This window comes from Streptomyces sp. NBC_01450, assembly GCF_036227505.1.
In the GTDB taxonomy this organism is placed as follows: Bacteria; Actinomycetota; Actinomycetes; order Streptomycetales; family Streptomycetaceae; genus Streptomyces.
The window spans coordinates 4,257,019-4,283,603 of record NZ_CP109480.1; the positions used below are offsets into that span (position 1 = coordinate 4,257,019).

Annotated in this window: 28 protein-coding genes; 17 read left to right on the plus strand and 11 right to left on the minus strand. The window is 70.0% G+C overall.

Features of this window, described 5'->3' with window-relative positions; genetic code table 11:
* Positions 1-11 precede the first annotated feature (11 nt).
* Positions 12-1,526: a sulfatase family protein gene (locus tag OG568_RS18900; protein ID WP_329532440.1), complete on the plus strand. Its 1,515-nt coding sequence runs from the start codon at positions 12-14 to the stop codon at positions 1,524-1,526.
* A gap of 11 nt (positions 1,527-1,537) precedes the next feature.
* Here the strand turns inward: OG568_RS18900 and OG568_RS18905 are convergent, their stop codons facing one another.
* Complete coding sequence (locus OG568_RS18905) at positions 1,538-2,464, minus strand: rhomboid-like protein (protein WP_443077699.1); 927 nt, start codon at positions 2,462-2,464, stop codon at positions 1,538-1,540.
* Positions 2,465-2,750: 286 nt separating this feature from the next.
* On the opposite strand from OG568_RS18905, the gene OG568_RS18910 reads away from it, so the two are divergent.
* The 5 genes from OG568_RS18910 (at position 2,751) to OG568_RS18930 (ending at position 9,963) form a co-directional block, all read left to right on the plus strand.
* A complete protein-coding gene (locus tag OG568_RS18910) occupies positions 2,751-3,428 on the plus strand; it encodes a spermidine synthase (RefSeq protein WP_329536387.1) in 678 nt (225 codons plus the stop codon).
* 113 nt (positions 3,429-3,541) lie between these two features.
* Complete coding sequence (locus OG568_RS18915) at positions 3,542-4,279, plus strand: response regulator transcription factor (RefSeq protein WP_329532441.1); 738 nt, start codon at positions 3,542-3,544, stop codon at positions 4,277-4,279.
* A 47-nt stretch (positions 4,280-4,326) separates the two neighbouring features.
* Positions 4,327-5,469, plus strand: coding sequence for a HAMP domain-containing sensor histidine kinase (locus OG568_RS18920; RefSeq protein ID WP_443077700.1), 1,143 nt, complete (start codon positions 4,327-4,329; stop codon positions 5,467-5,469).
* A gap of 282 nt (positions 5,470-5,751) precedes the next feature.
* Positions 5,752-9,555, plus strand: a complete 3,804-nt coding sequence (locus tag OG568_RS18925; RefSeq protein ID WP_329532443.1) for a multifunctional oxoglutarate decarboxylase/oxoglutarate dehydrogenase thiamine pyrophosphate-binding subunit/dihydrolipoyllysine-residue succinyltransferase subunit — start codon at positions 5,752-5,754, stop codon at positions 9,553-9,555.
* 225 nt (positions 9,556-9,780) lie between these two features.
* The gene (locus OG568_RS18930) at positions 9,781-9,963 is read left to right on the plus strand and encodes a DUF6104 family protein (protein WP_005312030.1); all 183 of its coding nucleotides are present in this window, start codon (positions 9,781-9,783) and stop codon (positions 9,961-9,963) included.
* A 27-nt stretch (positions 9,964-9,990) separates the two neighbouring features.
* Here the strand turns inward: OG568_RS18930 and OG568_RS18935 are convergent, their stop codons facing one another.
* The gene (locus OG568_RS18935) at positions 9,991-10,818 is read right to left on the minus strand and encodes a hypothetical protein (protein WP_329532444.1); all 828 of its coding nucleotides are present in this window, start codon (positions 10,816-10,818) and stop codon (positions 9,991-9,993) included.
* A gap of 233 nt (positions 10,819-11,051) precedes the next feature.
* On the opposite strand from OG568_RS18935, the gene OG568_RS18940 reads away from it, so the two are divergent.
* Positions 11,052-11,927, plus strand: coding sequence for a DUF4097 family beta strand repeat-containing protein (locus tag OG568_RS18940; protein ID WP_266585746.1), 876 nt, complete (start codon positions 11,052-11,054; stop codon positions 11,925-11,927).
* 1 nt (position 11,928) lies between these two features.
* A complete protein-coding gene (locus OG568_RS18945) occupies positions 11,929-12,978 on the plus strand; it encodes a PadR family transcriptional regulator (RefSeq protein WP_329532445.1) in 1,050 nt (349 codons plus the stop codon).
* Positions 12,979-13,074: 96 nt separating this feature from the next.
* Here OG568_RS18945 and OG568_RS18950 read toward each other — a convergent pair whose 3' ends face one another.
* From OG568_RS18950 to OG568_RS18965, 4 genes are all read right to left on the minus strand, one after another.
* On the minus strand, positions 13,075-13,641 hold the full coding sequence (locus tag OG568_RS18950) for a Clp protease N-terminal domain-containing protein (protein ID WP_329532446.1): 567 nt from the start codon (positions 13,639-13,641) through the stop codon (positions 13,075-13,077).
* On the minus strand, positions 13,641-13,850 hold the full coding sequence (locus OG568_RS18955) for a helix-turn-helix domain-containing protein (RefSeq protein ID WP_010984411.1): 210 nt from the start codon (positions 13,848-13,850) through the stop codon (positions 13,641-13,643). The genes OG568_RS18950 and OG568_RS18955 overlap by 1 nt, the downstream gene beginning before the upstream one ends.
* Before the next feature lie 116 nt (positions 13,851-13,966).
* Positions 13,967-14,932 carry a zinc-binding dehydrogenase gene (locus OG568_RS18960; RefSeq protein WP_329532447.1) on the minus strand — a complete coding sequence of 322 codons (966 nt, stop codon included), beginning with the start codon at positions 14,930-14,932 and terminating at the stop codon, positions 13,967-13,969.
* Positions 14,933-15,897: 965 nt separating this feature from the next.
* The gene (locus OG568_RS18965; RefSeq protein ID WP_329532448.1) at positions 15,898-17,169 is read right to left on the minus strand and encodes an NAD(P)-dependent malic enzyme; all 1,272 of its coding nucleotides are present in this window, start codon (positions 17,167-17,169) and stop codon (positions 15,898-15,900) included.
* Positions 17,170-17,709: 540 nt separating this feature from the next.
* Between OG568_RS18965 and OG568_RS18970 the strand changes: the two genes are divergently transcribed.
* The 3 genes from OG568_RS18970 to OG568_RS18980 are packed head-to-tail and all read left to right on the plus strand — an operon-like array spanning position 17,710 to position 20,432.
* Positions 17,710-18,672 (plus strand): ABC transporter substrate-binding protein, encoded by a 963-nt coding sequence (locus OG568_RS18970; RefSeq protein WP_329532449.1) that lies wholly within the window; start codon positions 17,710-17,712, stop codon positions 18,670-18,672.
* Between the two features lie 33 nt (positions 18,673-18,705).
* On the plus strand, positions 18,706-19,635 hold the full coding sequence (locus tag OG568_RS18975) for an amino acid ABC transporter permease (protein ID WP_266431582.1): 930 nt from the start codon (positions 18,706-18,708) through the stop codon (positions 19,633-19,635).
* A complete protein-coding gene (locus OG568_RS18980; protein ID WP_323138168.1) occupies positions 19,632-20,432 on the plus strand; it encodes an amino acid ABC transporter ATP-binding protein in 801 nt (266 codons plus the stop codon). Before OG568_RS18975 ends, OG568_RS18980 begins: the two co-directional genes overlap by 4 nt.
* 83 nt (positions 20,433-20,515) lie before the next feature.
* On the opposite strand, the gene OG568_RS18985 is transcribed toward OG568_RS18980, so the two are convergent.
* Positions 20,516-21,304: a class I SAM-dependent methyltransferase gene (locus tag OG568_RS18985; protein WP_329532450.1), complete on the minus strand. Its 789-nt coding sequence runs from the start codon at positions 21,302-21,304 to the stop codon at positions 20,516-20,518.
* 110 nt (positions 21,305-21,414) lie between these two features.
* Between OG568_RS18985 and OG568_RS18990 the strand changes: the two genes are divergently transcribed.
* Positions 21,415-22,044: a CGNR zinc finger domain-containing protein gene (locus tag OG568_RS18990; RefSeq protein ID WP_329364468.1), complete on the plus strand. Its 630-nt coding sequence runs from the start codon at positions 21,415-21,417 to the stop codon at positions 22,042-22,044.
* Here the strand turns inward: OG568_RS18990 and sodX are convergent.
* Positions 21,948-22,382 (minus strand): nickel-type superoxide dismutase maturation protease, encoded by a 435-nt coding sequence (gene sodX / locus OG568_RS18995; RefSeq protein WP_266431588.1) that lies wholly within the window; start codon positions 22,380-22,382, stop codon positions 21,948-21,950. The two genes, OG568_RS18990 and sodX, sit on opposite strands and share 97 nt — an antisense overlap.
* A 144-nt stretch (positions 22,383-22,526) precedes the next feature.
* On the opposite strand from sodX, the gene sodN reads away from it, so the two are divergent.
* The 5 genes from sodN (at position 22,527) to OG568_RS19020 (ending at position 25,699) form a co-directional block, all read left to right on the plus strand.
* Positions 22,527-22,922 carry a superoxide dismutase, Ni gene (gene sodN, locus OG568_RS19000; RefSeq protein ID WP_037937753.1) on the plus strand — a complete coding sequence of 132 codons (396 nt, stop codon included), beginning with the start codon at positions 22,527-22,529 and terminating at the stop codon, positions 22,920-22,922.
* A gap of 180 nt (positions 22,923-23,102) precedes the next feature.
* On the plus strand, positions 23,103-23,528 hold the full coding sequence (locus tag OG568_RS19005; RefSeq protein WP_266431591.1) for a helix-turn-helix transcriptional regulator: 426 nt from the start codon (positions 23,103-23,105) through the stop codon (positions 23,526-23,528).
* Positions 23,529-23,537: 9 nt separating this feature from the next.
* A complete protein-coding gene (locus tag OG568_RS19010; protein ID WP_054228118.1) occupies positions 23,538-23,954 on the plus strand; it encodes a VOC family protein in 417 nt (138 codons plus the stop codon).
* A 113-nt stretch (positions 23,955-24,067) separates the two neighbouring features.
* Positions 24,068-24,922: a hypothetical protein gene (locus tag OG568_RS19015; protein WP_329532451.1), complete on the plus strand. Its 855-nt coding sequence runs from the start codon at positions 24,068-24,070 to the stop codon at positions 24,920-24,922.
* A gap of 18 nt (positions 24,923-24,940) precedes the next feature.
* Positions 24,941-25,699: a VOC family protein gene (locus OG568_RS19020; RefSeq protein ID WP_329532452.1), complete on the plus strand. Its 759-nt coding sequence runs from the start codon at positions 24,941-24,943 to the stop codon at positions 25,697-25,699.
* 31 nt (positions 25,700-25,730) lie between these two features.
* Here OG568_RS19020 and OG568_RS19025 read toward each other — a convergent pair whose 3' ends face one another.
* From OG568_RS19025 to OG568_RS19035, 3 genes are read right to left on the minus strand one after another with little or no spacing between them, the layout of a single operon-like run.
* Positions 25,731-26,066, minus strand: a complete 336-nt coding sequence (locus OG568_RS19025) for a DUF952 domain-containing protein (protein ID WP_266585724.1) — start codon at positions 26,064-26,066, stop codon at positions 25,731-25,733.
* A gap of 9 nt (positions 26,067-26,075) precedes the next feature.
* A complete protein-coding gene (locus OG568_RS19030) occupies positions 26,076-26,213 on the minus strand; it encodes a hypothetical protein (protein ID WP_266591814.1) in 138 nt (45 codons plus the stop codon).
* Entirely contained in the window at positions 26,213-26,509 is a 297-nt protein-coding gene (locus OG568_RS19035) for a hypothetical protein (RefSeq protein WP_329532453.1), read from the minus strand. The genes OG568_RS19030 and OG568_RS19035 overlap by 1 nt, the downstream gene beginning before the upstream one ends.
* Between the last annotated feature and the right edge of the window lie 76 nt (positions 26,510-26,585).

The window sequence follows — 26,585 nt, forward strand, 5'->3', positions numbered from 1 at the left end:
CGGGGCACGACGTGGGCGAGGGGCAGGAACAGGGACGCGGGTCGACTCGGCGCCGGGTGGTCGTGGGCGCCGGGGCGGCGGCCGTGGCGGCGCTCGGGGCCGCGGCGGTGCGGGCGGCGACGGACGAGGACGGGTCCGCGAAGGCGGCCACGCGGCGGGCACCGGCGGCACCGGCCGTCGGGCGGGCCCCCGCCGCCACCGCGACCGCCGCCCCCGGCGGCAATCGTTCCGGACGGCCCAACATCCTGGTCGTCGTCACCGACGACCAGCCCAAGGAGACGGAGTGGGCGACGCCCGAGACCGTCGACTGGCTCGGCGGCCACGGTGTGACCTTCGAGCGGGCGCACGCCAACACTCCCCTGTGCGCCCCGTCCCGCGCCTCGATCATGTCGGGCCGGTACGCCCACCACCACGGCGTCCTCGACACCCGGCATCCCTACCGCCTCGACCAGCACACCACCGTGCAGCGCCGGTTCCATGACGCCGGCTACCGGACGGGGCTGTTCGGCAAGTACCTCAACTACTGGCACACCGGTGACAACCCGCCGCACTTCGACGAGTGGCTGCTTCAGGAACCGGTCAGCTACTACAACGGCCACTACAACGACCAGGGGACCGTCCGGAACATCCCTGGCTACAACACCACCGTCATCAAGAACCACGCCCTCGACTTCATGGAACGGTCCCGGACCGACGACCGGCCGTGGTTCGCGTACGTCGCCACCCGGGCCGCGCACGAACTGAACATCCCGGAGAAGAAGTACGCGCACACCCAGGTCCCGGAGTGGAACGGACGGCCGTCGGTCTTCGAGAGCGACAAGTCCGACAAGCCGCCGTTCCTGCACGGTTCCTCGGCCCACCACACGCTCGCCGAGGGACAGGCGCTGCGCACCCGGCAGCTGCGCACGCTGCTCTCCGTGGACGACGCGATGCGGGACTTCCGCGACAAGCTGCGCTCACTCGGGCAGCTCGACAACACCCTGGTGCTGTACACGAGCGACCACGGCCTGCTCTGGGCGGACCACGGCTGGCTGCGCAAGTCGGTGCCGTACCGGCCGAGCCTGGAGGTGCCGTTCTACCTGTCGTGGCCGGGCGGCGGACTCGGCACGGCCAGGACCGACGACCGGCTCACCGCGCACGTCGACATCGCGCCCACCCTTCTCGACGCGGCCGGCATCGCCCCGGACACCCCGCACGACGACCACTCGCTGCTCGGCACCGGGGACCGCGACCATGTGCTCGCCGAGTGGTGGTGGAACCGTCAGGACAAGCAGCCGATCCACAGCTGGGCGACATACATCGGCAGGACCGAGCAGTACACGGAGTACTACGACCTCCGCCTCGACCGGCAGGGCCGGCTGCCCGGCGGGGTGAACGGCGGCGAGGTCCTCTTCCGCGAGTACTACGACCTGCGCGCCGACCCGTACCAGCTCACCAACAAGCTCCACGGGGCGAGTGCGGAACAGGAGCGCCGCCTCGGCGTCCCGGAGCTGGCCCGGCGACTGACGGCGGCCCGCGCGACCTGACCCGACGGGTACTAGGCGGCGACCTTGTCAGGCGTCTGAGCCGTGGGTACGGCGGCGGGGGCGATGGGGCCGGTGGCCGCCGCCGTACGGGCGCGGCGCCAGCCGCGGACCAGCGGCCAGGTCGACACCCCGATCGCCAGGGACATCAGGTGCCCCCAGTCCGTCATCGGGTCGGCGAATTCGATCAGGCCCCCGACGACCGTCGAGCCGAAGGCGCCCAGCAGCGGCCAGCGCAGCCAGGGCCTCAGCAGCCCGGCGAGCGCGCCGACGCTCGTGGCGACGCCGAAGCTGATGCCGTAGTCGAGGCGGTGCAGGGAGCTGTCGGGAAGGCCTCCCGCCAGCACGGAAAGACCGACGGGCACCTCGGTGGCCAGCGTGGCCACGACGTGCCCGAGCAGGAAGACACCGGCGGCCCGCAGCCCGCCTATCCGCCGCTCCAGCGCGGTCAGCACCACCACGAATCCGATGGCGTACGGCGAGATGATCCCACCCGCCATCCACAGCGCGCTGGCCAGCAGCACCAGCACCGGCTCGCGTACGAGGTGCGCGACGTCGGTGCTGGAACCCTGGTGCAGGGCGTGGACGAGGGCGGGGTCCGCGTAGTCGGTGACCATCGCGGTGACGGTGAGCACGGCCGCGTAGCCGAAGGTGAACGGCGTTCCGGTGGGGGTGGGCAGCAACCGCCAGGGACGGAGCACCCGAAGCCGGGCGAGAGCACGGGAAACCGGTGGAGCGGGAGGAGTGAGAGGGGCGACCACGGGGGGTGCCGTCGCCGGGCGGGCGGCGGGCGGCGCGGCCGTCGCGCCGCGCTGTCGCGGCACTCCGTCCAGTAGAAGCGTGCCCGTCTGTGGGTCCTTGAGCGCGGTATCGGCCGAGGAGGCCGCCGGGTCCGTGGTCGTCGCCACTGCCGTCGCCGTCGCGGTGGTGCTCCGGTCCAAGGTGAGGGGCTCCTTCCGTCCCGCCCCACCCTTGGGGGCTCGCGGCGCCGCTGTCTATGACGGACGCCACGCGAGAGGCGATTCACAGCAACCCGACAAGCGCGTACGGCGTCCGCGGTCGCCGTGTCCGCACACGAGTCCGAGCCGGCCCGTACGGGCGTCCGACGGCAACCCCGTGAAGGCGGACCTCGGCCGCCCGAACCCGTACGTGCGGGCGTGGGCCGAACTTCAGCCCCCGAGGGTTAATTCGGCTGCCCATCCTGGTGAAAGTGCCAGGATGGACGCCATGACTGCCTCGTACGACATCCCTGTGGTCATCGATCGCCGGGAAGGCCCTTACGGCGAGGTCGTGTTGCGGCGACATGGCGCGCTGCTGCAGATCATCGCCAACGGGTGCTTCCTGATGGACACCTCCGACGGTCGCTCGGAGCGGCTGCTCGTCGACGCCGCGCTGGACGCCCTGGACGGGCGGGCGGAGCCACGTGTGCTGATCGGGGGGCTCGGTGTCGGGTTCTCACTGGCGCACGCCGCCGCGAACCCGCGCTGGGGTCACATCACCGTCGTCGAACGCGAAGGGGCCATCATCGACTGGCACCGCGACGGACCGCTGTCACAACTCTCCGCGGCGGCGCTCGCCGACCCCAGGACCGAGGTCGTGAAAGCCGACCTGCTCACTCACGTCAATGAGATTTCCGCCACGTACGACGCACTGTGCCTCGACATCGACAACGGGCCCGACTGGACCGTCACCGAGGACAACAACGGGCTGTACGGACCGGCCGGACTGACAAGCTGCGCAAGGGCGTTGAAGCCGGGCGGGGTACTGGCCGTGTGGTCGGCGCAGCCCTCTCCGGAATTTGAAGGAACGCTGCGGAATGCCGGATTCCGACAGGTGCGTACCGAAGAGATCCCCGTTGCCCGGGGCGTTCCGGACGTCGTCCATCTCGCGGTCGGGCCTGGATAGCCGAGCGAAGGTGACTGCCCGTACCCTGCTTCCCTGGCGCAGATCATTCAAGCGTCAAGCGCAGTCATGGGATCACCCCACGGATTCCGGAAAGCACACTTCAGGGGCGGGCGATGGAGCAGACACACACCTCGCACAACGGCACGGCGGCCACGCCAGGCGCTCAGCGCCGGGTGCTGGTGGTCGAGGACGACCCGACGATCGTCGACGCCATCGCGGCCCGCCTGCGAGCCGAGGGATTCCTCGTGCAAACCGCGGGCGACGGACCGGCCGCCGTCGACACAGCACAGGCCTGGCAGCCCGACCTGCTGATCCTCGACATCATGCTGCCCGGCTTCGACGGCCTGGAGGTCTGCCGACGTGTGCAGGCCCAGCGCCCGGTGCCGGTGCTGATGCTCACCGCGCGCGACGACGAGACCGACATGCTGGTCGGGCTCGGCGTCGGCGCCGACGACTACATGACCAAGCCGTTCTCGATGCGCGAGCTCGCCGCACGCGTGCACGTCCTGCTGCGCCGGGTCGAGCGGGCCGTGGTGGCCGCCTCGACGCCGCGCACCGGGATCCTGCGCCTCGGCGAGCTCGAGATCGACCACGCGCAGCGCCGGGTACGGGTGCGCTCGGAGGACGTGCACCTCACGCCCACCGAATTCGACCTCCTGGTGTGTCTCGCCAACACTCCGCGCGCGGTACTCTCCCGCGAGCAGTTGCTGGCCGAGGTCTGGGACTGGGCGGACGCCTCGGGCACGCGGACCGTGGACAGCCACATCAAGGCGCTGCGCCGGAAGATCGGCGCCGAGCGGATCCGTACCGTCCACGGCGTGGGCTACGCGCTGGAGACCCCGACTCCCTGAGCCGGCTCTCCGCGGGGACCAGGGACCTCATGTAGGGGGCTGATGTCATGAGCGGGCTCGGTGAAGCGGGCAGGACCACAGGTGTCGTGAGCGGTACCGGCGAGCCGGGCCGCGGCGAGGGGTTCTGGGGCTCCGTACGCCCCTTCTCGATCAAGACCAAGCTGGGCGCGCTGGTCGTCATCTCCGTGCTCATCACCACGGGTCTGTCGATGATCGCGGTGCACACCAAGACGGAGCTGCGCTTCATCACGGTCTTCTCGATGATCGCCACACTGCTGATAACGCAGTTCGTGGCCCATTCGCTCACCGCGCCGCTGGACGAGATGAACACGGTCGCCCGGTCCATCTCGCACGGCGACTACACCCGCCGGGTGCGCGACGACCGGCGGGACGAGCTGGGCGACCTGGCCCAGACGATCAACCTCATGGCCGACGAGCTGGAGGCCCAGGACCGCCAGCGCAAGGAACTCGTGGCGAATGTCTCGCACGAGCTGCGCACCCCCATCGCGGGCCTGCGCGCGGTCCTGGAGAACGTGGTGGACGGCGTCTCCGCCGCCGACCCCGAGACGATGCGCACGGCTCTGCAGCAGACGGAGCGGCTGGGCCGGCTGGTCGAGACGCTGTTGGACCTCTCCCGGCTGGACAACGGCGTCGTACCCCTGCGCAAGCGCCGTTTCGAGGTGTGGCCGTACCTGTCCGGCGTGCTCAAGGAGGCCAACATGGTCGCCTCGGCACGCGCGGGCATCGCCTCGGGCTCCGGCAGCCACACCCGTACCGACGTCCATCTGCACCTCGACGTGTCCCCGCCGGAGCTGACCGCGCACGCGGACCCGGAGCGGATCCACCAGGTCGTGGCGAATCTCATCGACAACGCCGTCAAGCACAGCCCGCCGCACGGCCGGGTGACGGTCAAGGCACGACGCGGCGACTGCCCGGAGTCACTGGCCCTGGAGATCCTGGACGAGGGTCCCGGAATTCCGCAGTCGGAGTGGCACCGGGTCTTCGAGCGCTTCAACCGCGGCGGGGTTCCTTCGCCGCACGGCCCGGGCAGCGACGGCGGTACGGGCCTCGGGCTCGCCATCGCCCGCTGGGCGGTCGATCTGCACGGCGGGCGGATCGGCGTGGCCGAATCCCAGCGGGGCTGCCGGATCCAGGTCACCCTTCCAGGGCTTCCTTCTCTGCCAAGTTGACGTAAAGTTCGAACCGGAGCCACAAGATCCACCGTCGTCCCGTGCTCGTGGACACGTGTGATCAGGCAGAGGGCCGCGTGAGTCGTACCGCGACCCAGGATCGACGTACCCCTTCCGGGCCGAAACCCCGCTTGTTTCCCGCCATTTCCGTCCCCGAAACACGCTTTCCGATGTGACTTACACGACGTTGGACCGGTCCGGCCTGACCTTCTCGGCCATAGGGGCGTAGCCTTAATTCCCGCTGTCCATCACCTTGTGAAGCGGAAGAGGGCGGTTGCCGCCGTGTCGCCACAGTCCCCCAGTAACTCGAGCATCTCGACCGATGACCAAGCCGCCGGGAAGAATCCCGCGGCCGCGTTCGGTGCGAACGAATGGCTCGTCGACGAGATCTATCAGCAGTACCTCCAGGACCCGAATTCGGTAGACCGAGCCTGGTGGGACTTCTTCGCCGATTACAAGCCGGGGGCGCCAGCCGCCTCGGCTCCGGCGGGTACTGCGGCCGCGGGGGCCGCAGGGACCACCACGGCGGTTCCCGCCACGCCTGCCGCTCCGGCAGCCCCTGCCGCGCCCGCGGCGCCCGCCGCCCCGGTCCAGGCCGCTCCCGCGGCTCCTGTGCCCGCTCCGGCCGCGCCGAAGCCCGCTGCCGTCGCCCCGGCCCCCGCGAAGGCCGCCCCGGCCGCCGCCAAGCCCAAGGCCGAGCCCGCGACCGAGGCCCCCGAGGGTCCCGAGTACGTGACGCTGCGTGGCCCCGCCGGTGCCGTCGCGAAGAACATGAACGCCTCCCTCGAGCTGCCCACGGCCACCTCCGTGCGCGCGGTCCCGGTGAAGCTGCTCTTCGACAACCGCATCGTCATCAACAACCACCTGAAGCGCGCCCGGGGCGGGAAGATCTCCTTCACCCACCTCATCGGCTACGCGATGGTGCAGGCCATCAAGGCCATGCCGTCGATGAACTGGCACTACGCGGAGAAGGACGGGAAGCCCACCCTCGTCAAGCCGCCGCACGTCAACTTCGGCCTCGCCATCGACCTGGTGAAGCCCAACGGTGACCGCCAGCTCGTCGTCGCCGGCATCAAGAAGGCCGAGACGCTGAACTTCTTCGAGTTCTGGCAGGCCTACGAGGACATCGTCCGCCGCGCCCGTGACGGCAAGCTGACGATGGACGACTTCACCGGTGTCACGGTCTCCCTGACCAACCCCGGCGGCCTCGGCACCGTCCACTCCGTCCCGCGTCTGATGCCCGGACAGTCGGTCATCATGGGCGTCGGCTCCATGGACTACCCGGCGGAGTTCCAGGGCACCTCCCAGGACACCCTGAACAAGCTCGGCATCTCGAAGGTCATGACGCTCACGTCGACCTACGACCACCGGGTGATCCAGGGCGCCGCCTCGGGCGAGTTCCTCCGGATCGTCGCGAACCTGCTGCTCGGCGAGAACGGCTTCTTCGACGAGATCTTCGAGGCGCTGCGCATCCCCTACGAGCCGGTCCGCTGGCTCAAGGACATCGACGCCAGCCACGACGACGACGTCACGAAGGCCGCCCGCGTCTTCGAGCTGATCCACTCCTACCGGGTCCGCGGCCACGTCATGGCCGACACCGACCCGCTGGAGTACCGCCAGCGCAAGCACCCCGACCTCGACATCACCGAGCACGGGCTCACCCTGTGGGACCTGGAGCGCGAGTTCGCGGTCGGCGGTTTCGCCGGCAAGTCCCTGATGAAGCTGCGCGACATCCTCGGCGTGCTGCGCGACTCCTACTGCCGCACCACCGGCGTGGAGTTCATGCACATCCAGGACCCGAAGCAGCGCAAGTGGATCCAGGACCGCATCGAGCGCCCGCACACCAAGCCGGAGCGCGAGGAGCAGCTGCGCATCCTGCGTCGGCTGAACGCGGCGGAGGCCTTCGAGACCTTCCTGCAGACGAAGTACGTCGGCCAGAAGCGCTTCTCCCTGGAGGGTGGCGAGTCCGTCATCCCGCTGCTCGACGCGGTGATCGACTCGGCCGCCGAGTCCCGCCTCGACGAGGTCGTCATCGGCATGGCCCACCGCGGCCGCCTGAACGTCCTCGCCAACATCGTCGGCAAGTCGTACGCGCAGATCTTCCGCGAGTTCGAGGGCAACCTCGACCCGAAGTCGATGCACGGCTCCGGCGACGTGAAGTACCACCTGGGCGCCGACGGCACCTTCACCGGCCTGGACGGCGAGCAGATCAAGGTCTCGCTGGCCGCGAACCCCTCCCACCTGGAGACGGTCGACCCGGTCATCGAGGGCATCGCCCGCGCCAAGCAGGACATCATCAACAAGGGCGGCACCGACTTCACCGTCCTGCCGGTCGCCCTGCACGGTGACGCGGCCTTCGCGGGCCAGGGCGTGGTCGCCGAGACGCTGAACATGTCGCAGCTGCGCGGCTACCGCACGGGCGGCACCGTCCACATCGTCATCAACAACCAGGTCGGCTTCACGGCGGCGCCCGAGTCCGCGCGTTCTTCGATGTACGCGACCGACGTGGCCCGCATGATCGAGGCGCCGATCTTCCACGTGAACGGCGACGACCCCGAGGCCGTCGTCCGCGTCGCTCGCCTGGCCTTCGAGTTCCGCCAGGCGTTCAACAAGGACGTCGTCATCGACCTCATCTGCTACCGCCGCCGCGGACACAACGAGTCCGACAACCCGGCGTTCACGCAGCCGCTGATGTACGACCTGATCGACAAGAAGCGCTCGGTGCGCAAGCTCTACACCGAGTCCCTGATCGGCCGCGGCGACATCACCCTCGAAGAGGCCGAGCAGGCGCTGCAGGACTTCCAGGGCCAGCTGGAGAAGGTCTTCACCGAGGTCCGCGAGGCCGTCTCGCAGGCCGCCCAGGTGCAGGTCCCGGACCCGCAGGCGCAGTTCCCGGTGGCCGTGCAGACCGCGGTCTCCCAGGAGGTCGTGAAGCGGATCGCCGAGTCCCAGGTCAACATCCCCGACCACGTCACCGTGCACCCGCGACTGCTCCCGCAGCTGCAGCGCCGGGCGACGATGATCGAGGACGACACGATCGACTGGGGCATGGGCGAGACCCTCGCCATCGGCTCGCTCCTCCTGGAGGGCACCCCGGTCCGGCTGTCGGGCCAGGACTCCCGCCGCGGCACGTTCGGCCAGCGCCACGCGGTCCTGATCGACCGGGTCACGGGCGAGGACTTCACCCCGCTCCAGTACCTCTCCGACGACCAGGCCCGCTACAACGTCTACGACTCGCTGCTCTCCGAGTACGCGGTCATGGGCTTCGAGTACGGCTACTCGCTGGCCCGCCCCGACGCCCTCGTGATGTGGGAGGCGCAGTTCGGCGACTTCGTCAACGGCGCGCAGTCGGTCGTCGACGAGTACATCTCGGCGGCGGAGCAGAAGTGGGGCCAGACGTCCGGCGTCACGCTCCTGCTTCCGCACGGCCTGGAGGGCCAGGGCCCGGACCACTCCTCGGCCCGCATCGAGCGCTTCCTCCAGCTGTGCGCGCAGAACAACATGACGGTCGCCCAGCCGACGCTCCCGTCGAACTACTTCCACCTCCTGCGGTGGCAGGTGCACAACCCGCACCACAAGCCGCTGGTGGTCTTCACCCCGAAGTCGATGCTGCGCCTCAAGGCCGCCGCGTCGAAGACGGAGGAGTTCACCACGGGCGCCTTCCGTCCCGTCATCGGCGACGACTCGGTCGACGCCGCGGCGGTCCGCAAGGTCGTCTTCTGCGCCGGCAAGCTGTACTACGACCTCGATGCCGAGCGGCAGAAGCGCGGCGTCACGGACACGGCGATCATCCGCATCGAGCGCCTGTACCCGCTCGCGGGTGCCGAGCTCCAGGCGGAGATCGCCAAGTACCCGAACGCCGAGAAGTACCTGTGGGCCCAGGAGGAGGCGGCGAACCAGGGCGCGTGGCCGTTCATCGCCCTCAACCTGATCGACCACCTGGACCTGGCCGTCGGCGCCGACGTCCCGCACGGCGAGCGTCTGCGCCGTATCTCCCGCCCGGCGTCCTCGTCGCCGGCCGTGGGCTCGGCGAAGCGGCACCAGGCCGAGCAGGAGCAGCTGGTGCGTGAGGTGTTCGAGGCGTAGCCCTCGACGAACGCGACTCCGGCGAAGGGCCCGGCCTCCGAAACCGCTTCGGAGACCGGGCCCTTCCCTGTGGCCTTGCCGTGGTGCGCCACGTCGAGGTGGCACGGGGCCGGAGCGGCGGGCGTGCGGCCGGGGCGATCCGGCCGGAGGCCCTCCAGCCGGATCGCGGTCCCACTTATCCTTTTCTCAGCGTTCCCCTTCACTTTCACCGACGGAGCACCATCCATGTACTTCACCGACCGTGGCATCGAGGAACTGGAGAAGCGGCGCGGCGAGGAGGAGGTCACCTTCGAGTGGCTCGCCGAGCAGCTGCGTACGTTCGTCGACCTCAATCCGGACTTCGAGGTGCCGGTGGAGCGGCTGGCGACGTGGCTGGCGCGGCTGGACGACGAGGACGACGAGGAGTAGGCCCCGACGGTCGCGAGCGGGGGGGCGTCAGTCGAAGGCGTGCAGATGGTCGTACGCGAGTCCGAGCGCCCCGTGGAGCATCAGGAGCGTCCCCGCGACGATCCAGCCGGCACTGTGGCGGCGTACGCCCCATAGGGTCAGCGGCAGCCCGGCGGCCAGCTGCCCGGTCGCGAGGACCCGGGCTCTGCGCCCGCGCCGCCGGGAACCCGTACCGGCACCTTCGGCCGCCTCCAGCTCCGCCCGGACGGCCGCACGCCACCCGCTCCACTCGATCTGCTCCGCACCGGGCTGGACACGGGCCACCTCGATGAGCCGGTCGGCGCGCTCTCCGGGGCCCAGCCCGGCCGGAAGCAGCACCCCCGCGCGCGTGAGGACCGAGAGCAGCCGCCGCATGCGCGCGCGGGCGTCCGCCCCGGAGTCCGGCCTGGTCAGTGGGTCGAGTGCCGGCATGTCGAGGACCGGGTCGAGGCCGAGCCGCGCGGCGAAGGTGCTCATCGCCTCGTCCTCACCGACCGGGGTGCCGTTCTCCAGCCATTCGTAGCCCACACAGCGCCTGAAGCCCGCCGCGAGGGTGAGCCCGCTGCGGTCCGCGTCCCACCACAGGGCCAGCACGGGCCAGGGGGCGCTGACGGCGAGGGCGGTGGCCCACCCCGTGACCACCCGGTCGACGGGCTCGACGCCGTGCAGCCAGGGCTTCCCCTCGGGAACGAGCACGCTCCACTCGGGGCCCGCCCCGGTGAGCAGCATCCGCTCGCGCAACAGCTGGGCCGCCAGGCCGACGGACTCGTGCCCTGCCCGGCAGAGCAGCAGGGCGCCGGTGGCCTTGGCCGGGGACGAGTCGGGCGTCGTGGACATGGACACACGGTAGATCGACCAGGGGTCGAATTACGCGCTTTGCCCGTCAAGCCCCCACCGCTCACCCTCGAACCCCGACCGCGGGGGCCCCGCTTCCCCCGAATGAGCGCCTTGACTTTCCGCAACCGCGATATATCGTGAATGAGGGAAGACGCGATATGGCGCGTCGAGTCCAGATTACGTCGAGTCCAGACGCGCGCCCGGTCTGGTCGGCTCGTTGGGAGGTCTGCACCATGTCCGAGTGGTCCGTCGCAGAGCCGAGGAAGCTCACCTTCGACGACCCGGTGACGGCACTTCATGTGCGCGTCGTCAATGGAACGGTGAACGTCGTGGGGACCGACGAGGGTTCCGCCCGGCTCGAGGTTTCCGAGCTGGAGGGCCCGCCGCTGCTCGTGACCCTGCAGGACGGCACGCTCACCGTGGCGTACGAGGACCTGCCCTGGAAGGGCTTCCTCAAGTGGCTGGACCGCAAGGGCTGGCGCCGCAGCGCCGTCGTCACGCTGGCCGTCCCGGCCGGCACCCCCGTCGAGGTGGGCGTGGTCGGCGCCGCCGCCGTGGTCTCCGGGATGGAGGACCGCGTGGAGGTCAAAGGCGTCACGGGCGACACGGCCCTCGTACGGATCGCCGGCCCCGTCCGCGTGGACACCGTCTCCGGGAGCCTGGAGGCCCAGGCCGTCACCGGCGACCTCCGCTTCAACTCCGTCTCCGGCGACCTGACCGTGATCGAGGCCTCGGGCTGCTCCGTGCGCGCCGAGTCGGTGACCGGCTCGATGATCGTGGACATCGACCCCACGGGCACCCCCACCGACGTCCAACTGTCGAACGTCTCGGGGGAGATCGCCATCCGCCTCCCGCACCCCGCGGACGCCGAGGTGGAGGCCAACACCACGAGCGGCACGGTCTCCAGTGCCTTCGAGGACCTCCGGGTCAGCGGCCAGTGGGGCGCCAAGAAGATCACCGGCCGACTGGGTGCGGGCAACGGCAAGTTGAAGGCAGTGACCGTCTCCGGTTCCATCGCCATGCTCCGCAGGCCGACAACGGAGGACGAGCCGTACGAGGACGGGTCGTCCGCTTCTCCGGGGACCCCGACCGACAAGAAGGTGCTCTGACATGCCTCCCGTCTTCGCCCACGGCCGCCTGCGTCTCTACCTGCTGAAGCTGCTGGACGAGGCCCCGCGCCACGGGTACGAGGTGATCCGGCTCCTGGAGGAGCGCTTCCAGGGGCTGTACGCACCGTCGGCAGGCACCGTCTACCCCCGGCTGTCGAAGCTGGAGGCGGAAGGGCTGGTCACCCACACCACCGAGGGCGGCCGCAAGGTGTACGCGATCACGGACGCGGGCCGCGCCGAGCTGGCCGACCGCAGCGGTGAACTGGCCGATCTGGAGCTGGAGATCCGCGAGTCGGTCGCGGAGCTCGCCGCGGAGATCCGTTCCGATGTACGGGGCGCGGCGGGCGATCTGCGCCGGGAGATGCGGGCGGCGGCCACCGAGGCGCGGCGCGGCGGCAAGGGCGGCGCCGGCGCCGGCGAACACGAAGGGCCCGCGGGTGATTTCGGGGACTTCGGGGACAAGGAGTCCTGGCGGGCCGCGAAGGAGGAGATGCGGCGGGTCAAGCAGGAGTGGAAGGAGCAGAACCGGCGCGCGAAGGACGAGAGCCGGCGGGCCCGCGACGAGGCGCAGCGCGCACGGCGCCAGGCCAGGGAGGCGCAGGAGGAGATGCAGCGCATGGCCAAGCGGGTCCAGGAGCAGGTCCAGGACCGCTTCGCGCGCGGCGACTGGCCGAACGGGGTCCGTGAGGGGCTGAGTGAACTGGCCAAGGAATTCGGCGACTTCGGGAAGACCTTCGGCAAGGACTTCGGCAGGGACTTCGGCTTCGGCCGCGCGGGTACGGCGGCCACCGGGACGACGAAGCCCGAGTACGCCGAGTACACGGACACTCCGGAGGACTTCCCGGCCGACTACGCACCCTCCTGGGCCCACGAGGACTCCACCGGCGACCCCGCCCGTGACCTCGACCGCCTCCTGGACCGCTTCCGCGACGACATCCGTGACGCGGCCCGCGATCACGGAGTGACGGAGGACCAACTCCGTGCGGCTCGCCGTCACTTGTCGACGGCGGCGGCACACATCGGGGCCGCGTTGCGCACGCCGAAGAGCTGACACTCTGCGCGGCCCAGGGCTCTTCGAGGTCCGAGGAGAGCCCTGGGCTCCGGCCGGAGGATCCCGGGGAAACCCCCGGCCTCCAAGGCCTGTCGCTCACCCCGCCTCGGCCTCCCCGCCGCCGTACAGCACACGCGTCAGGGCCTCATAGGTGACCCCGTGGTCGGCGAGCACCTCCGCCGGCACACCGGGCCGGGCGGTCAGGGCCATCAGCAGATGCTCGTCGCCGATGTGCCGGTCATGACGGGCGAGCGCCACACGAAGGGACTGCGTCAGCACCTCCTTGGCCCCCGGTGCGAACGGCCGACGCCTGGACAGCCGCCCGCCACCACCCCCCTTCCCGGGCCCCAGCGCCCCGACCCCGTGCGCCTCCTCCACCCGGGAGACGATCTCCGAGACGTCGATCCCGAGCCCGGAGAGCGCCTCCGCCTCGGCGCGGGACAGCCCGCCCCGTCGGCGCGCCTCGGCAAGCGCCCGTTCCATCGAGCCACGCCTGCCGGCCGCCCCGAGCGAGGCCAGGGCGAACGAGCCACGGCTGCCCTCCCGATCGAGGAGCGCGAGGAGCATGTGCTCCTCGTCCACCGCCCCGGCACCCGCTCGTTCGGCGTGCCCGACCGCTCCCTCGACCACGGCCCGGGCGTCTTTCGTGAACCGCTCGAACATCACTGCCTCCCGTACTTCTTGTGCACGGCCTGCCTGCTCACTCCGAGTTCCGCGGCGATCTCCTGCCACGACCAGCCCTGATTGCGCGCGCTGCGCACCTGCACCGCCTCCAACTGCTCCAGCAGCCTCCGCAGCGCGGAGACCGCCCGCAGTCCGATGCGCGGATCGCGATCACCCGCGCGCTCGGCGAGATCCGTTGCTTCGGTCATGGTGTCAATCTACGTTGACAGCAGGGTCGGCGTCAACCGGAGTTGACAGCGGCACACGAAACGGCGGGCCCGGAAACTCCCGAGCCCGCCGCGACCACCCCGAACTGCTACACCCCTCATCCCACCGTAAGAACGATCTTCCCGAACTGGTCACCCGACTCCAGTCGCTCGAACCCCTCCCGGGCCCGATCCAGCGGAAGCACCTCATCGATGACGGGTCGCACACCCGTGGCGGCGCAGAAGGACAGCAGATCCTCCAGCTCGTCCTTGGTGCCCATCGTGGAGCCGACGATCTTGAGTTCCAGGAAGAAGACGCGGGTGAGCTCGGCGTGCGAGGGGCGGTCTCCGCTCGTCGCGCCCGAGATGACCAGCGTGCCGCCGGGCCGCAGCGACTTGATGCTGTGCGACCAGGTGGCCGCACCGACCGTCTCGATGACCGCGTCCACCCGCTGCGGCAGCCGTGCGCCGGACTCCAGGGCCTCCACGGCCCCGAGTTCGACCGCCCGCTTGCGCTTGGCCTCGTCGCGGCTGGTGGCGAAGACCCGAAGACCGGCGGCCTTGCCGAGCACGATCGCGGCGGTCGCCACGCCGCCGCCGGCGCCCTGGACGAGAACGGAGTCGCCGGGCCGTACCCCGGCGTTGGTGAACAGCATGCGGTACGCCGTCAGCCATGCGGTCGGCAGACAGGCGGCCTCCTCGAAGGAGAGCTCCTTGGGCTTGGGGATGACGTTCCACGTCGGAACGGAGACCTGTTCGGCGAACGTGCCCTGGTAGCGCTCGGTGAGGATGGAACGGGGCTCCTTCGGACCCACCCCGTACCCCGTCTGTCCGATGACCGAGTGCAGCACGACTTCGTTGCCGTCCTCGTCGACGCCGGCCGCGTCGCATCCGAGGATCATCGGCAGCTTGTCCTCGGAGAGACCGACGCCGCGCAGGGACCAGAGGTCATGGTGGTTCAGGGACGCGGCCCTGACGTTCACGGTGGTCCAGCCCGGCCTCTGCTCGGGGGCCGGGCGCTCCCCCAACTCCAGGCCACTGAGCGGCTGGTCACGGTCAATGCGGGTGGCGTAGGCAGCGAACATGACCTTGACGATAGGCTCCGCCCCCGCCCGACGGAACCACGTCCCCCTGTGACACACGTCCCGCCACCCCCACGCCCTACGTCACACCGGCTTCCTTTCCGTCCGGGGTGGATGGTGGGTGGGGTGGATCGCGAGTGGGGTGGGGCGGACGGTGGGTGGGGCGCGGACGGTTGGGTGGGGCGGATGCGTTCGGCTGCGGGCGAGTAGGGGCCGGTCGCGCAGTTCCCCGCGCCCCTTGGGCGAGGCTTCGCCCCGCATCCCTGCCCCTCGCACTCGTTCGGCCGCGGGCCAGTGGGGGCTGATCGCGCAGTTCCCCGCGCCCCCAAAGACTCCAGCCCGCCCGGTGTTCGAGGACGAGGCGGATAAAGCCGACGCGGCGGTCGCCGGCAGTCCCCGGCCGAGTTCGGAGGGGCGGCCCCGGCCGGATCCAGAGAACGCCAACCCACGGCCAGGTCCGGGGGCAGCAGCCCCCAGCCGGATCCAGACGACGCCAACCCCCAGCCGGATCCAGGCGACGCCAACCCCCAGCCGGATCCAGGGGACACCAACCCTCAGCGGTGTCCAGGGAGCGCCAGCCCCCGGCCAGGTCCAGGGGACGCCAGCCCCCAGCGGAGTCCAGGGGACGCCAGCCCCCAGCGGAGTCCAGGGGACGCCAGCCCCCAGCGGGGTCCAGGGGGCGCCAGCCCCCAGCGGGGTCCAGGGGGCGCCAGCCCCCAGCGGGGTCCAGGGGGCGCCAGCCCCCGGCGGGGTGCAGGGGCGGAGCCCCGCGGAGGGCCGGGCGCCCAGCCTCTGGCGGGGGGCGCCCCCACGGGGGCGGCGCGAGTCGTGGGGTTGAAGGGGCGGAGCCCCTGGGGATGGGACGGGTAGGGGCGGCGGGGGCGAGGAAAGGTACCCGGACGGGCCAATCCGGGACAAAAAACAGGGCCCCGCCGGGAGCAACCCGGCGAGGCCCTGGGGGCGCCGCGTCAGCGGCGGGCAACCCCCTCAGCCCGAGCAGCCGCGGCCACCGCCGCGGTAACCGCAGGAGCCACCCGCTCATCGAACGGCGACGGAATCACGTAATCCGCGGCAAGGTCGTCCCCGACCACCGCAGCCAACGCCTCCGCCGCCGCGATCTTCATCCCCTCGGTGATCCGAGACGCCCGCACCTGCAGCGCCCCCGCGAAGATCCCGGGAAACGCCAGCACGTTGTTGATCTGGTTCGGGAAGTCCGAGCGCCCGGTGGCGACCACGGCCGCGTACTTGTGGGCGATCTCGGGGTGCACCTCGGGGTTCGGGTTGGCCATGGCGAAGACGAAGGCCCCCTCGGCCATCGACGCCACCGCCGGCTCCGGCACCGTACCGCCGGACACGCCGATGAAGACGTCCGCACCCGCGAGCGCGGACTCCAGCGACCCCGTGAGCCCCGCCTTGTTGGTGATCCCGGCGAGCTCCCGCTTGACGTCGGTCAGGTCCTCCCGGTCCGCGGAGACGATGCCCTTGCGGTCCGCGACCGCGACGTCACCGATCCCCGCCTCCAGCAGGAACTTGGCGATGGCGACCCCGGCCGCCCCCGCCCCCGAGATCACCGCACGCAGATCACCCAGCGTCCGCCCGGTCAGCTTCGCCGCGTTCCGCAGCGCCGCCAGGGTGACGATCGCGGTCCCGTGCTGGTCGTCGTGGAAGACCGGAATGTCCAGCCGCTCCTGGAGCTTGCGCTCGATCTCGAAGCACCGCGGCGCCGAGATGTCCTCCAGGTTGACGCCCCCGAACGAGGGAGCGAGCCGGACCACGGTCTCCACGATCTCGTCGACGCCCGTGCAGTCCAGCGCGATCGGCACGGCATCGACCCCGCCGAACTGCTTGAACAGAATGGCCTTGCCCTCCATCACGGGAAGGGAGGCCTCCGGGCCGATGTCACCGAGTCCGAGGACCGCCGTGCCGTCCGTCACCACAGCGACGACGGACGACTTCCACGTGTAGTCGTGGACGAGCTCGGGCTGCTCGGCGATGGCGCTGCACACCTTCGCCACGCCTGGCGTGTACGCCAGGGACAGGTCGTCCTTGTCACGGACGGGCACGGTGGCCTGCACGGCCATCTTGCCGCCACGGTGCAGCGCAAAGGCAGGGTCGAAGTCGAGGGAGTCGACACTGTCGGAACCGACGGTGCCGACGGAGCCGGCGGAATTGACCGGCTCCACGTCGCCTTCAAGACCCGTACTGCTGTCGCTGCGAGGATTGACGATCTCCGCTGCCACTGTGTTTTACCCCTTAAGTCTTCATTGTCTGAGGGTGACCACTCCTGGTTGAGGGGTGGGCGGGCACCGCGTGACCCTGCCGCCGTGGTTGCGTACGGGCGGACACGCGACGGACGCGCCGCACACGCGCCCTGGGCCCCGGATGAGGGGTGTAAAGAACCTTCTTACCGGACGGACCAGGTCGGGGACGAGTCCATACCGCGAAGCTCACACGCCGGTGACATGACTCATACCTGGATATGTGGACAAGTCCAAGACTTGACCTCAAGACACCACGAGTGCGGAGTAGTGCCGGCCCGCATCCTGAGATGCTCCGAAGATCTTCCGGCCGGAAGGAGGGATTCCCGCACAAGATCCGGCTCTGATGGAGCCGTCCGTGGCGGTTCGGGGGTCACCCGTTATCCGATTTTGACATAGCGAGTCCCTCGAAGCGCGCAGTCCGAATGGCAAGATGCCGTCATCACACGAGGTCGCGACACCCAAAGGTGTGTGTTCTCGTCGACCCATCGGCAACTCCCTCATCCGCCGGAGGAACCCACCATGACCGCAAGCTCCACCCGTCGTACGACCGCCGCCCAGTCCCGGATAGCAGCGGTCGGTGCGATCGCGGTCGCCGGGGCCCTGGTCCTCACCGGCTGCGGTGACCAGACGGACAAGAGCGGCAGCTCGGACACGTCGTCGCCCTCCTCCTCGGCCCCGCTCGCCGACAAGCTCCCCAAGGACATCAAGGACGCGGGCGTCGTCAAGGTGGGCTCCGACATCGCCTACCCGCCGGTCGAGTACATGCAGAGCGGCAAGGCTGTCGGTATCGACCCGGACATCGCGGACGCCCTCGGCAAGCAGCTGGGTGTGAAGTTCGAGTTCCAGAACGGCAAGTTCGACCAGCTCATTGTCGGCCTGCAGTCCAAGCGCTTCAACGCGATCATGTCGGCGATGAACGACACCAAGGACCGCCAGAACGGCATCGACTCGGACACCGGCAAGAAGGCCGGCAACGGCATCGACTTCGTCGACTACTTCACCGCCGGCACCTCGATCCTCGTCCAGAAGGGCAACCCCAAGGGCATCAAGACCCTGGACGACCTGTGCGGCAAGGTGGTCGCCCTGCAGAAGGGCACGACGTCCGAGGGCATCGCCAAGACGCAGAGCACGAAGTGCAAGACGGACGGCAAGAAGGCCATCACGCTGCAGACCTTCGACACCGACCCCGAGGCGCTGCTCCGCCTGAAGCAGGGCGCGTCCGTCGCCGACCTGAACGACTTCCCGGTCGCGGCCTACAACGCCAAGACCTCGGGCGGCGGCAAGGACTTCGAGGTCGTCGGCGACCAGATCGAGGCCGGCCCGTACGGCATCGGTGTCAGCAAGGAGAGCACCCAGCTGCGGGACGCCCTCCAGGCGGCCATGGACGCGATCATCAAGAACGGCGAGTACACCAAGATCCTGCAGAAGTGGAACGTCACGGACGGCGCGGTGACCGAGGCCAAGATCAACGGCGGCTCCTGACCCTGCCTGACGCAACACTGAAGGGCAGTCACTGTGACTGACACTGTCGACAAGACTCCGGCGCCCGCCGTGCCGCCGGAGCAGATCAAGGCCATCCCGGTGCGCCACTACGGCCGCTGGGTGGCCGGCGCGGTGATCGTAGCGCTGCTGGTGCTGATCGGGATCGCGTTCTCCAACGCGAAGATCAACTACAGCATCATCCCGGACTACCTCACGGACAGCACGATCCTGTCCGGCGTCTGGCACACGCTGTACATCTCCGTGCTCGCCATGCTGCTCGGACTCGTCCTCGGCGTGATCCTCGCGGTGATGCGGATGTCGTCGAACCCGGTCACCAGCACCGTGGCCTGGTTCTACGTCTGGTTCTTCCGCGGCACTCCGGTGCTGGTGCAGCTGCTTCTCTGGTACAACATCGCGCTCGTGTTCCCCATCCTCAACCTGGGGTTCTACAAGGACGAGATGAACCAGGTGATGACGCCGTTCCTGGCGGCCCTGCTGGGTCTCGGCCTGAACGAGGCCGCCTACATGTCCGAGATCGTCCGGGCCGGCATCCAGTCCGTGGACGAGGGACAGACCGAGGCCTCGCACGCGCTGGGCATGACCCAGGGCAAGACGCTGCGTCGCGTGATCCTCCCGCAGGCCATGCGGGTGATCGTGCCGCCGACCGGCAACGAGTTCATCAACATGCTGAAGACCTCGTCGCTCGCCTACGCGGTCCAGTTCAACGAACTCATCAAGCGGGCCCAGGACATCTCCAGCACCTCGCTCGCGGTCGTCGAGCTCTACTTCGTGGCGTCGATCTGGTACCTGATCCTGACCAGCATCTTCAGCGTCTTCCAGTACTACTTGGAGCGCCGCTACGCCCGCGGATCGTCGCGCAACCTGCCGCCGACCCCGTTGCAGCGCCTGAAGAAGAACCTCCGTCTGTTCGGTTCCTTCCGCCGCCCGGAGGTGGCCCGATGAGCAGTCTCAGCAAGGACGTCGCCAAGAGCACCGGTGGCGGCCCGATGGTCAAGGCCGAGGGCGTGCACAAGTCCTTCGGGCTCGCGCACATCCTCAAGGGCATCGACCTGGAGGTGAACCCGCGCGAGGTGTTCTGCCTGATCGGCCCGTCCGGTTCGGGCAAGTCCACCTTCCTGCGGTGCATCAACCACCTGGAGAAGATCAGCGCCGGCCGGCTGTACGTCGACGGCGACCTGGTCGGCTACCAGCAGAAGGGCGACAAGCTCTACGAGCTGAAGGAGCGCGAAGTAGCCGCCCAGCGGCGGGACATCGGCATGGTGTTCCAGCGCTTCAACCTCTTCCCGCACATGACGGCGCTGGAGAACGTCATGGAGGCGCCGGTCCAGGTCAAGGGCGAGTCCAAGGCCGTTGCCCGGGAGCGGGCGCAGCGCCTGCTGGACCGGGTCGGGCTCGGCGACCGGGTCGGGCACTACCCCTCCCAGCTGTCCGGCGGCCAGCAGCAGCGCGTCGCCATCGCCCGCGCGCTGGCGATGGAACCGAAGCTGATGCTCTTCGACGAGCCGACCTCGGCACTCGACCCGGAGCTCGTCGGCGAGGTGCTCGACGTCATGCGGGACCTCGCGGAGGACGGCATGACGATGATCGTCGTCACGCACGAGATGGGCTTCGCCCGTGAGGTCGGCGACTCGCTGGTCTTCATGGACGACGGTGTGGTGGTCGAATCCGGCCACCCCAGGGACGTCCTGACGAACCCGCAGCACGAGCGGACGCAGTCGTTCCTGTCCAAGGTGCTCTGAGCCACGGACAACGATGAAGGGGCGGTACGGGATCCCCGTACCGCCCCTTCATCGTTCGATCCCGCCGGACGGGGCCTAGGGGCCTACTTCACCGCCAGCACCAGCGAGTCGGACGGCGAGCGCCACACCGGTCGGGCCTCCGCGAAGCCCTTCTCCCTCAGCACGCGCGCGTGCCACTCGACGGACGGCATGTCGCCGTCGGCGTGCTCCCCGTAGATCTCGAAGCGGCGGGCGGTCGGAGCGGCGAGCACGGGGTCCTGGGCCGCCAGTTCCCACCACGCGGCCCAGTCGAGCACCCCGCTCGCCCTGGCCTGGTCCATACGGGCGTGCCGCTGGGCGCGCTCGGCCGCGTTGATCCGGGGCGTGGACTCGTCGATCATGTGGTCGGCGTTCATGAAGACACCGCCGTCGCGGACGAGTTCCGCGATCTGACCGTAGAGGACCGCGAGGGGTTCGCTGTGGAGCCAGTGCAGGGCGGTGGCGGTCAGGACGGCGTCGTACGACTCGTACGGCAGCCGGGTCACCCACTGCGGATCCTTGAGGTCGGCCGCGACGAAGGAGACCCTCTCGTCGCCCGCGAAGGTGCCCTCGGCGATGGTGAGCAGCGCCGGGTCGAGGTCGACGCCGGTGCTGGTGGCCTTCGGGAAGCGGCCGAACAGCCGGGCCGTGACGGTGCCGGTGCCGCAGGCGAGGTCGAGGACGCGCGGCTCCGGGCCGACCAGGGCCTCGACCATGTCGAGCATCACCCGGAAGCGCTCCTCGCGGTCCGGCATGTACCACTCCTGTTGCCGGTCCCAGCTCCGCTGCCAGGCGTGCCAGTCGGCTCCGTTGCCGTGGGTCTCGTCGCTGTCGATTCCGGTGCCGACGGTCATGGAAGCCCCTTCTGCGTTCGTCTTCACTCGCCCGCGTAATACCCTGGAAGTGCAATCAGCCGTTACCTGACCGCACGCACGACGATAGAGCGCCACCGTAAGGACTACAAGTGGAACTGGCCTATTACTCGGATTACGCGGTACGCCTCGTCAACACCGAGGAGCCGACCCGGGGCAAGGACTCGCTCACCTCGGTCGAGGCGGTCCGGGACCTCTTCGGAGGGAACTCCTCGGCGGCCCGCCGCGCCACGGACGCGGACGTCACCCGCTTCCGGTCGGTCCGCGGCCGGCTGCGCGCGGTCTTCGAGGCGGCCGACGGCGGCGACGAGACCCTGGCCGTGGACCTGCTGAACTCACTCCTCCTGGAGTTCCCCGTCAGTCCGCAGATCTCCGGGCACGACCACCGGGACGACGACGGGCGCCCGCTGTGGCACATGCACCTGGCGGACCACCCGTCGAACGCGACGGCGGGCTACGCGGCGATCGCCGCCATGGGACTCGCCTTCCATCTCACGTCGTACGGCGTGGACCGCCTCGGTCTCTGTGAGGCGACCCCCTGCCGCAACGCGTACCTGGACACGTCGACGAACCGCTCCCGGCGCTACTGCTCGGACCGCTGCGCGACCCGCGCCAACGTGGCCGCCTACCGGGCCCGCAAACGCCTGGAGGCCGACCGGTCGGAGAGCACCGGCCTGGCGGCGCCGAGCACCCAGCGGACGAGTGCGAACGGCGAGCGCTGACCCGGCAGGTGGGGCCGGTAACGGAATCGCACCTTCCCGAGGACGAGGTCCTCGGGAACCGTCCCGTAGTCGGTGCTGTCCCCACCCGCGTAGGCGTTGTCCCCGAGTACCCACCAACCCCCCTCCCGCCGTTCCGCGATCCGCTTCACGACCAGCAGGTCCTGCTGGAACGGATGGCGCAGAACGACCACGTCGCCGGGCCTGACCCGGGCCCCGTACTGCACGACGAGCCGATCTCCGTGCTGGAGCGTGGGCACCATGGAGGGCCCCCTCACCTCGGCCGCCCCGAACGGCAGCACGGCCCTCCCACGCTCGGTCTCCTGCGACAGCTCCGGCATCACCGGCACCTCCCCGGTCCATCCTCCACCAGTCCCAGTTTCACCCTGGACTTTTGTCCTAAGCCCATGGGGGCACTCGAGAAAAGACGTCTCCCACGGAGTAATGTCCCACCTGAGAAGACGATCACGAGGAAGGACAGCTCAATGCTCTCCCGCCTGTTTGCCCCCAAGGTCAAGGTCAGCGCGCACTGCGACCTGCCCTGCGGTGTGTACGACCCGGCCCAGGCCCGCATCGAGGCGGAGTCGGTGAAGGCCGTCCAGGAAAAGATGGCCGGCAACGACGACCCGCACTACCAGGCCCGCGCCACCGTCATCAAGGAGCAGCGCGCCGAGCTCGCGAAGCACCACGTGTCGGTGCTCTGGAGCGACTACTTCAAGCCCCCGCACTTCGAGAAGTACCCGGAGCTGCACCAGCTGGTCAACGACACCCTGAAGGCCCTCTCGGCCGCCAAGGCGTCCACGGACCCGGCCACGGGCCAGAAGGCGCTGGACTACATCGCCCAGATCGACAAGATCTTCTGGGAGACCAAGAAGGCTTGATCCTTGGCCAGGCCGTCTGACCTGTGGTTTCGCGGGTCGCATCGCCTACCTGTCCGCACCCGGTCCGCAGGCCGCCGAGCACGGCGTCCATGACGGAGCGGGTGCGGTCTTCTTTTCTCGATGCGGCCCGGCGCCCCGAGTCACCGGTGCCCTGTCAGTGGCGCGTGCCATTCTGGACGAATGACTCTGGAGGATCTGGTCCGGCTGCGCCGGGCACGCGACCGGATGGACCGCGAGTACGCGGAGCCGCTGGACGTCGCCGCGCTCGCGCGCACCGCGCTGATGTCGCCCGGGCACTTCCAGCGGAGCTTTCGGGCGGCGTACGGGGAGACGCCGTACACCTATCTGATGACCCGCCGAATAGAGCGGGCCAAGGCCCTGCTGCGGCGGGGTGACCTGACGGTCACGGAGGTCTGTCTCGCGGTGGGCTGTACCTCGCTCGGTTCGTTCAGCTCCCGCTTCACGGAGCTGGTCGGCGAGACCCCGAGCGCGTACCGGGCCCGGCCGCACGACCACGGCGCCCCGATCCCGCCGTGCGTGGCCCAGCGCCTCACCCGCCCGACCCGCCACCGCAATCCTGAAGCGGAACCGGGTACACGCCTCTAGCGTGGGGCCATGGACCTGAAACTCTCACAGTGCTTCATCGCCGTGGACGACCATGACAAGGCACTCGCCTTCTACCGGGACGTCCTGGGTCTGGAGGTCCGGGGCGACGTCGCCTTCGAGGGGATGCGCTGGGTGACGGTCGGCTCCCCGCTCCAGCCGGACGTCCAGATCGTCCTGGAACCCCCCGCCGCGAGCCCGGACATCTCCCCCGCCGACAAACAGGCCATGGCCGAACTCCTCGCCAAGGGCATCCTGCGCGGCGTCATCTTCTCGACCGCCGACTGCGACGCCCTCTACGAACGCGTCCGTGCCTCCGGCGCCGACGTCCTCCAGGAACCGATGGACCAGCCCTACGGCGTCCGCGACTGCGCCTTCCGCGACCCGGCGGGCAACCTCCTCCGCTTCACCGAACGCCCCGACGCCTGACCCCGGCCACCCCCGCCTCGGCCGGCGGGAGGCAGACTACGTCCGTGTGTTCCGTGGGAGCGCGTCGCCCATGGAACGGAACGTCTGAAGTCCCGTAGTCCGAGGAGTCATCGATGCCGTCCGCGCGCCCCCGCGTCCTCTACGTCAGTGACCTGGCCTACCCGGCCAAGGGGCGGCGGTACTGCGACGAGGACATCTTCCTCACCTCCCGGCTGCGCGAGGAGTTCGACCTCGCCGTATGCCACCCCCTGGACGCGACCGCGCTGATGACCGGCTTCGACGCCGTGGTCGTGCGGAACAGCGGGCCGGTGCTGCACTACCAGGCGGAGTACGACGCGTTCCGCAAGCAGGCGGTCCTGGAAGGCGTCCGCGTGTACAACCAGCTGTCCGGCAGGGGGGACATGGCGGGGAAGGGGTACCTGCTGGAGCTCACCGCGGCGGGGTTCCCCGTCATCCCGACCATCGACCGCGCCGACGACCTCGGCCGACTGCCGGACGTCGACACCTACGTCGTGAAGCCCAAGCTGGGAGCGGACTCCATCGGCCTGGAGTTCGTACCGCGCGACCGGCTGCCCCAACTGTCGTACGGCGACATCCTCGTCCAGCCGCGCATCGACTTCCGCTACGAGGTGTCCTTCTACTTCGTCGACCGCACCTTCCAGTACGCCCTGTACGCCCCTCGCCCGGACGAGCGCTGGGCCCTGGAGCCGTACGAGCCGACCGGGCCCGACCGGGAGTTCGCCCAGCGGTTCGTCGACTGGAACGACATCGCGTACGGCATCCAGCGCGTCGACGCCTGCCGGGCCCCCGACGGCGAGCTGCTCCTCGTGGAGCTGGAGGACCTGAACCCGTATCTGTCCCTGGACGTCCTCTCCCCCGACGCGCGGGACGCCTTCGTCTCACGGATGAAAACCTCGTTGCGCGGACTGATCGGGCAGGAGACGGTACGAGCCGCACACGGCGTCTGAGGGAGCGGGAGACGACCCATGGCTCAACCCATTCGATGGACCTACGTCTTCATCGACCGCCCCATGAAGGACTTCGCCCGCGCCTGCGGCTTCTGGACCGCCGTCACGGCGACGACACTGTCCGAACCGCGCGGTGAGCAGGGCGAGTTCGTGACCCTGCTGCCGTCCGGCACCGATGCCGGTGTCAAAGCGCAGGGCGTCGGCGCGGGCGACGGCGGCGCCCATCTCGACCTCGCTGTCGAGGACGTACGGGCGCTGGCGGAGTCGGCCCGACAGCTCGGCGCCGAGATCGTCGCCGCCGAAGAGGGCCTGGTCGTTCTGCGGTCCCCGGGCGGCCAACTGTTCTGCGCGGTCCGGTGGCACGGCGAGTCGGCGCGGCCGCCGGTCGTCCCGGGACCCACCGGCGCCACCAGCCGCCTCGACCAGGTGTGCCTCGACGTGGCGCCCACCCGCTTCGAGGCCGAAGTCGCCTTCTGGAGCGCCCTGACCGGATGGGAGTCGCACGCCGGCGCGTTCCCCGAATTCCACCTGCTCCGGCCGCCCGCGGGGCTCCCCTTCCGCATCCTCCTGCAACGCCTCGACACGGCCCGTCCCGCCTCCGCCCACCTCGACATCGCCTGCTCGGACATCGAGGCGGTGCGCGCCCACCACGAGCGGCTCGGTGCCGTGCTCGTCGGCCATGGCGCCCGCTGGACCGTCATGCGGGACCCGGTCGGCGGCACCTACTGCCTGACCGGCCGGGACCCGGCGACGGGCGGCCTCCCGGCCCCCAGCTGATCCGACGGACAGCTCTAGGAGACGGACAGCTCTAGGAGGCGGACTCCCACACCTCGACGTCCACCACGGACGCCACCGGAATCGGCCCGTAGACGTGCGGGAACTCCTCGCCCCCGGGCTTGACCGCCTCGTAGCGCACCGGCACGTCCAGCCGCTCGGGGTCGATGACCAGGAGCACCAGCTCGTCGGGGCCGTCGTACCCGCCGTACAGGAAGGAGGCGACCCCGGGGACCTGGTGTCGCAGCGAGCAGTGGATGAAGCCCTCCTCCTGGAGGGTGCGGCCACGGGTGGACATCTCGTACGCGCCGGACGCGCGGGCCGCGTCCCACAGGGAGCGCTCGGTGAGGTGCAACAAGGGTTCGGACATGCCGCCACGCTAAGGCCTGTACCGGGCGGCGGCGTCCAGGATGGGGCGGATGACCACCGGGTGGTTCGTGGCGCCCTCGGGGCCGGGGCAGCGGGTGACGCGTTCGGCGATCTCGGTGACCCGCTCCAGGCCGGGGCGCGCACGCATCACTTTTCCGCGGCCGACTTCCCGGGCTGTTCCCCGGGCTGCTCCCCGCGTTGCTCCCGGGGCTCCTGAGGCTCCCGGCGCTCCCGGGGCTCCCCGCCGGGTGCGGATCCGGCCCGCCGTACGGGCCGGGAGGCGGCGACTCCGGGCCGGGGCTCCCCGACGTACGCCTCGCACTCGGGGTTGTGGCAGGGGCCGGGACCCCATACGGGAACGAACGCGCCCAGCGTCTTGTGGCGCCGCACGACGGTGGTGACCGGCTGCCGGCAGGCGGGGCAGACATGCTCATCGGTGCCCATGACTTCAGGGTAGAGCGGGAGACGGTTCAGCGCTTCCCGCTGTACGTCCGCACGAAGACCCCGTGGCCGGGCTCCG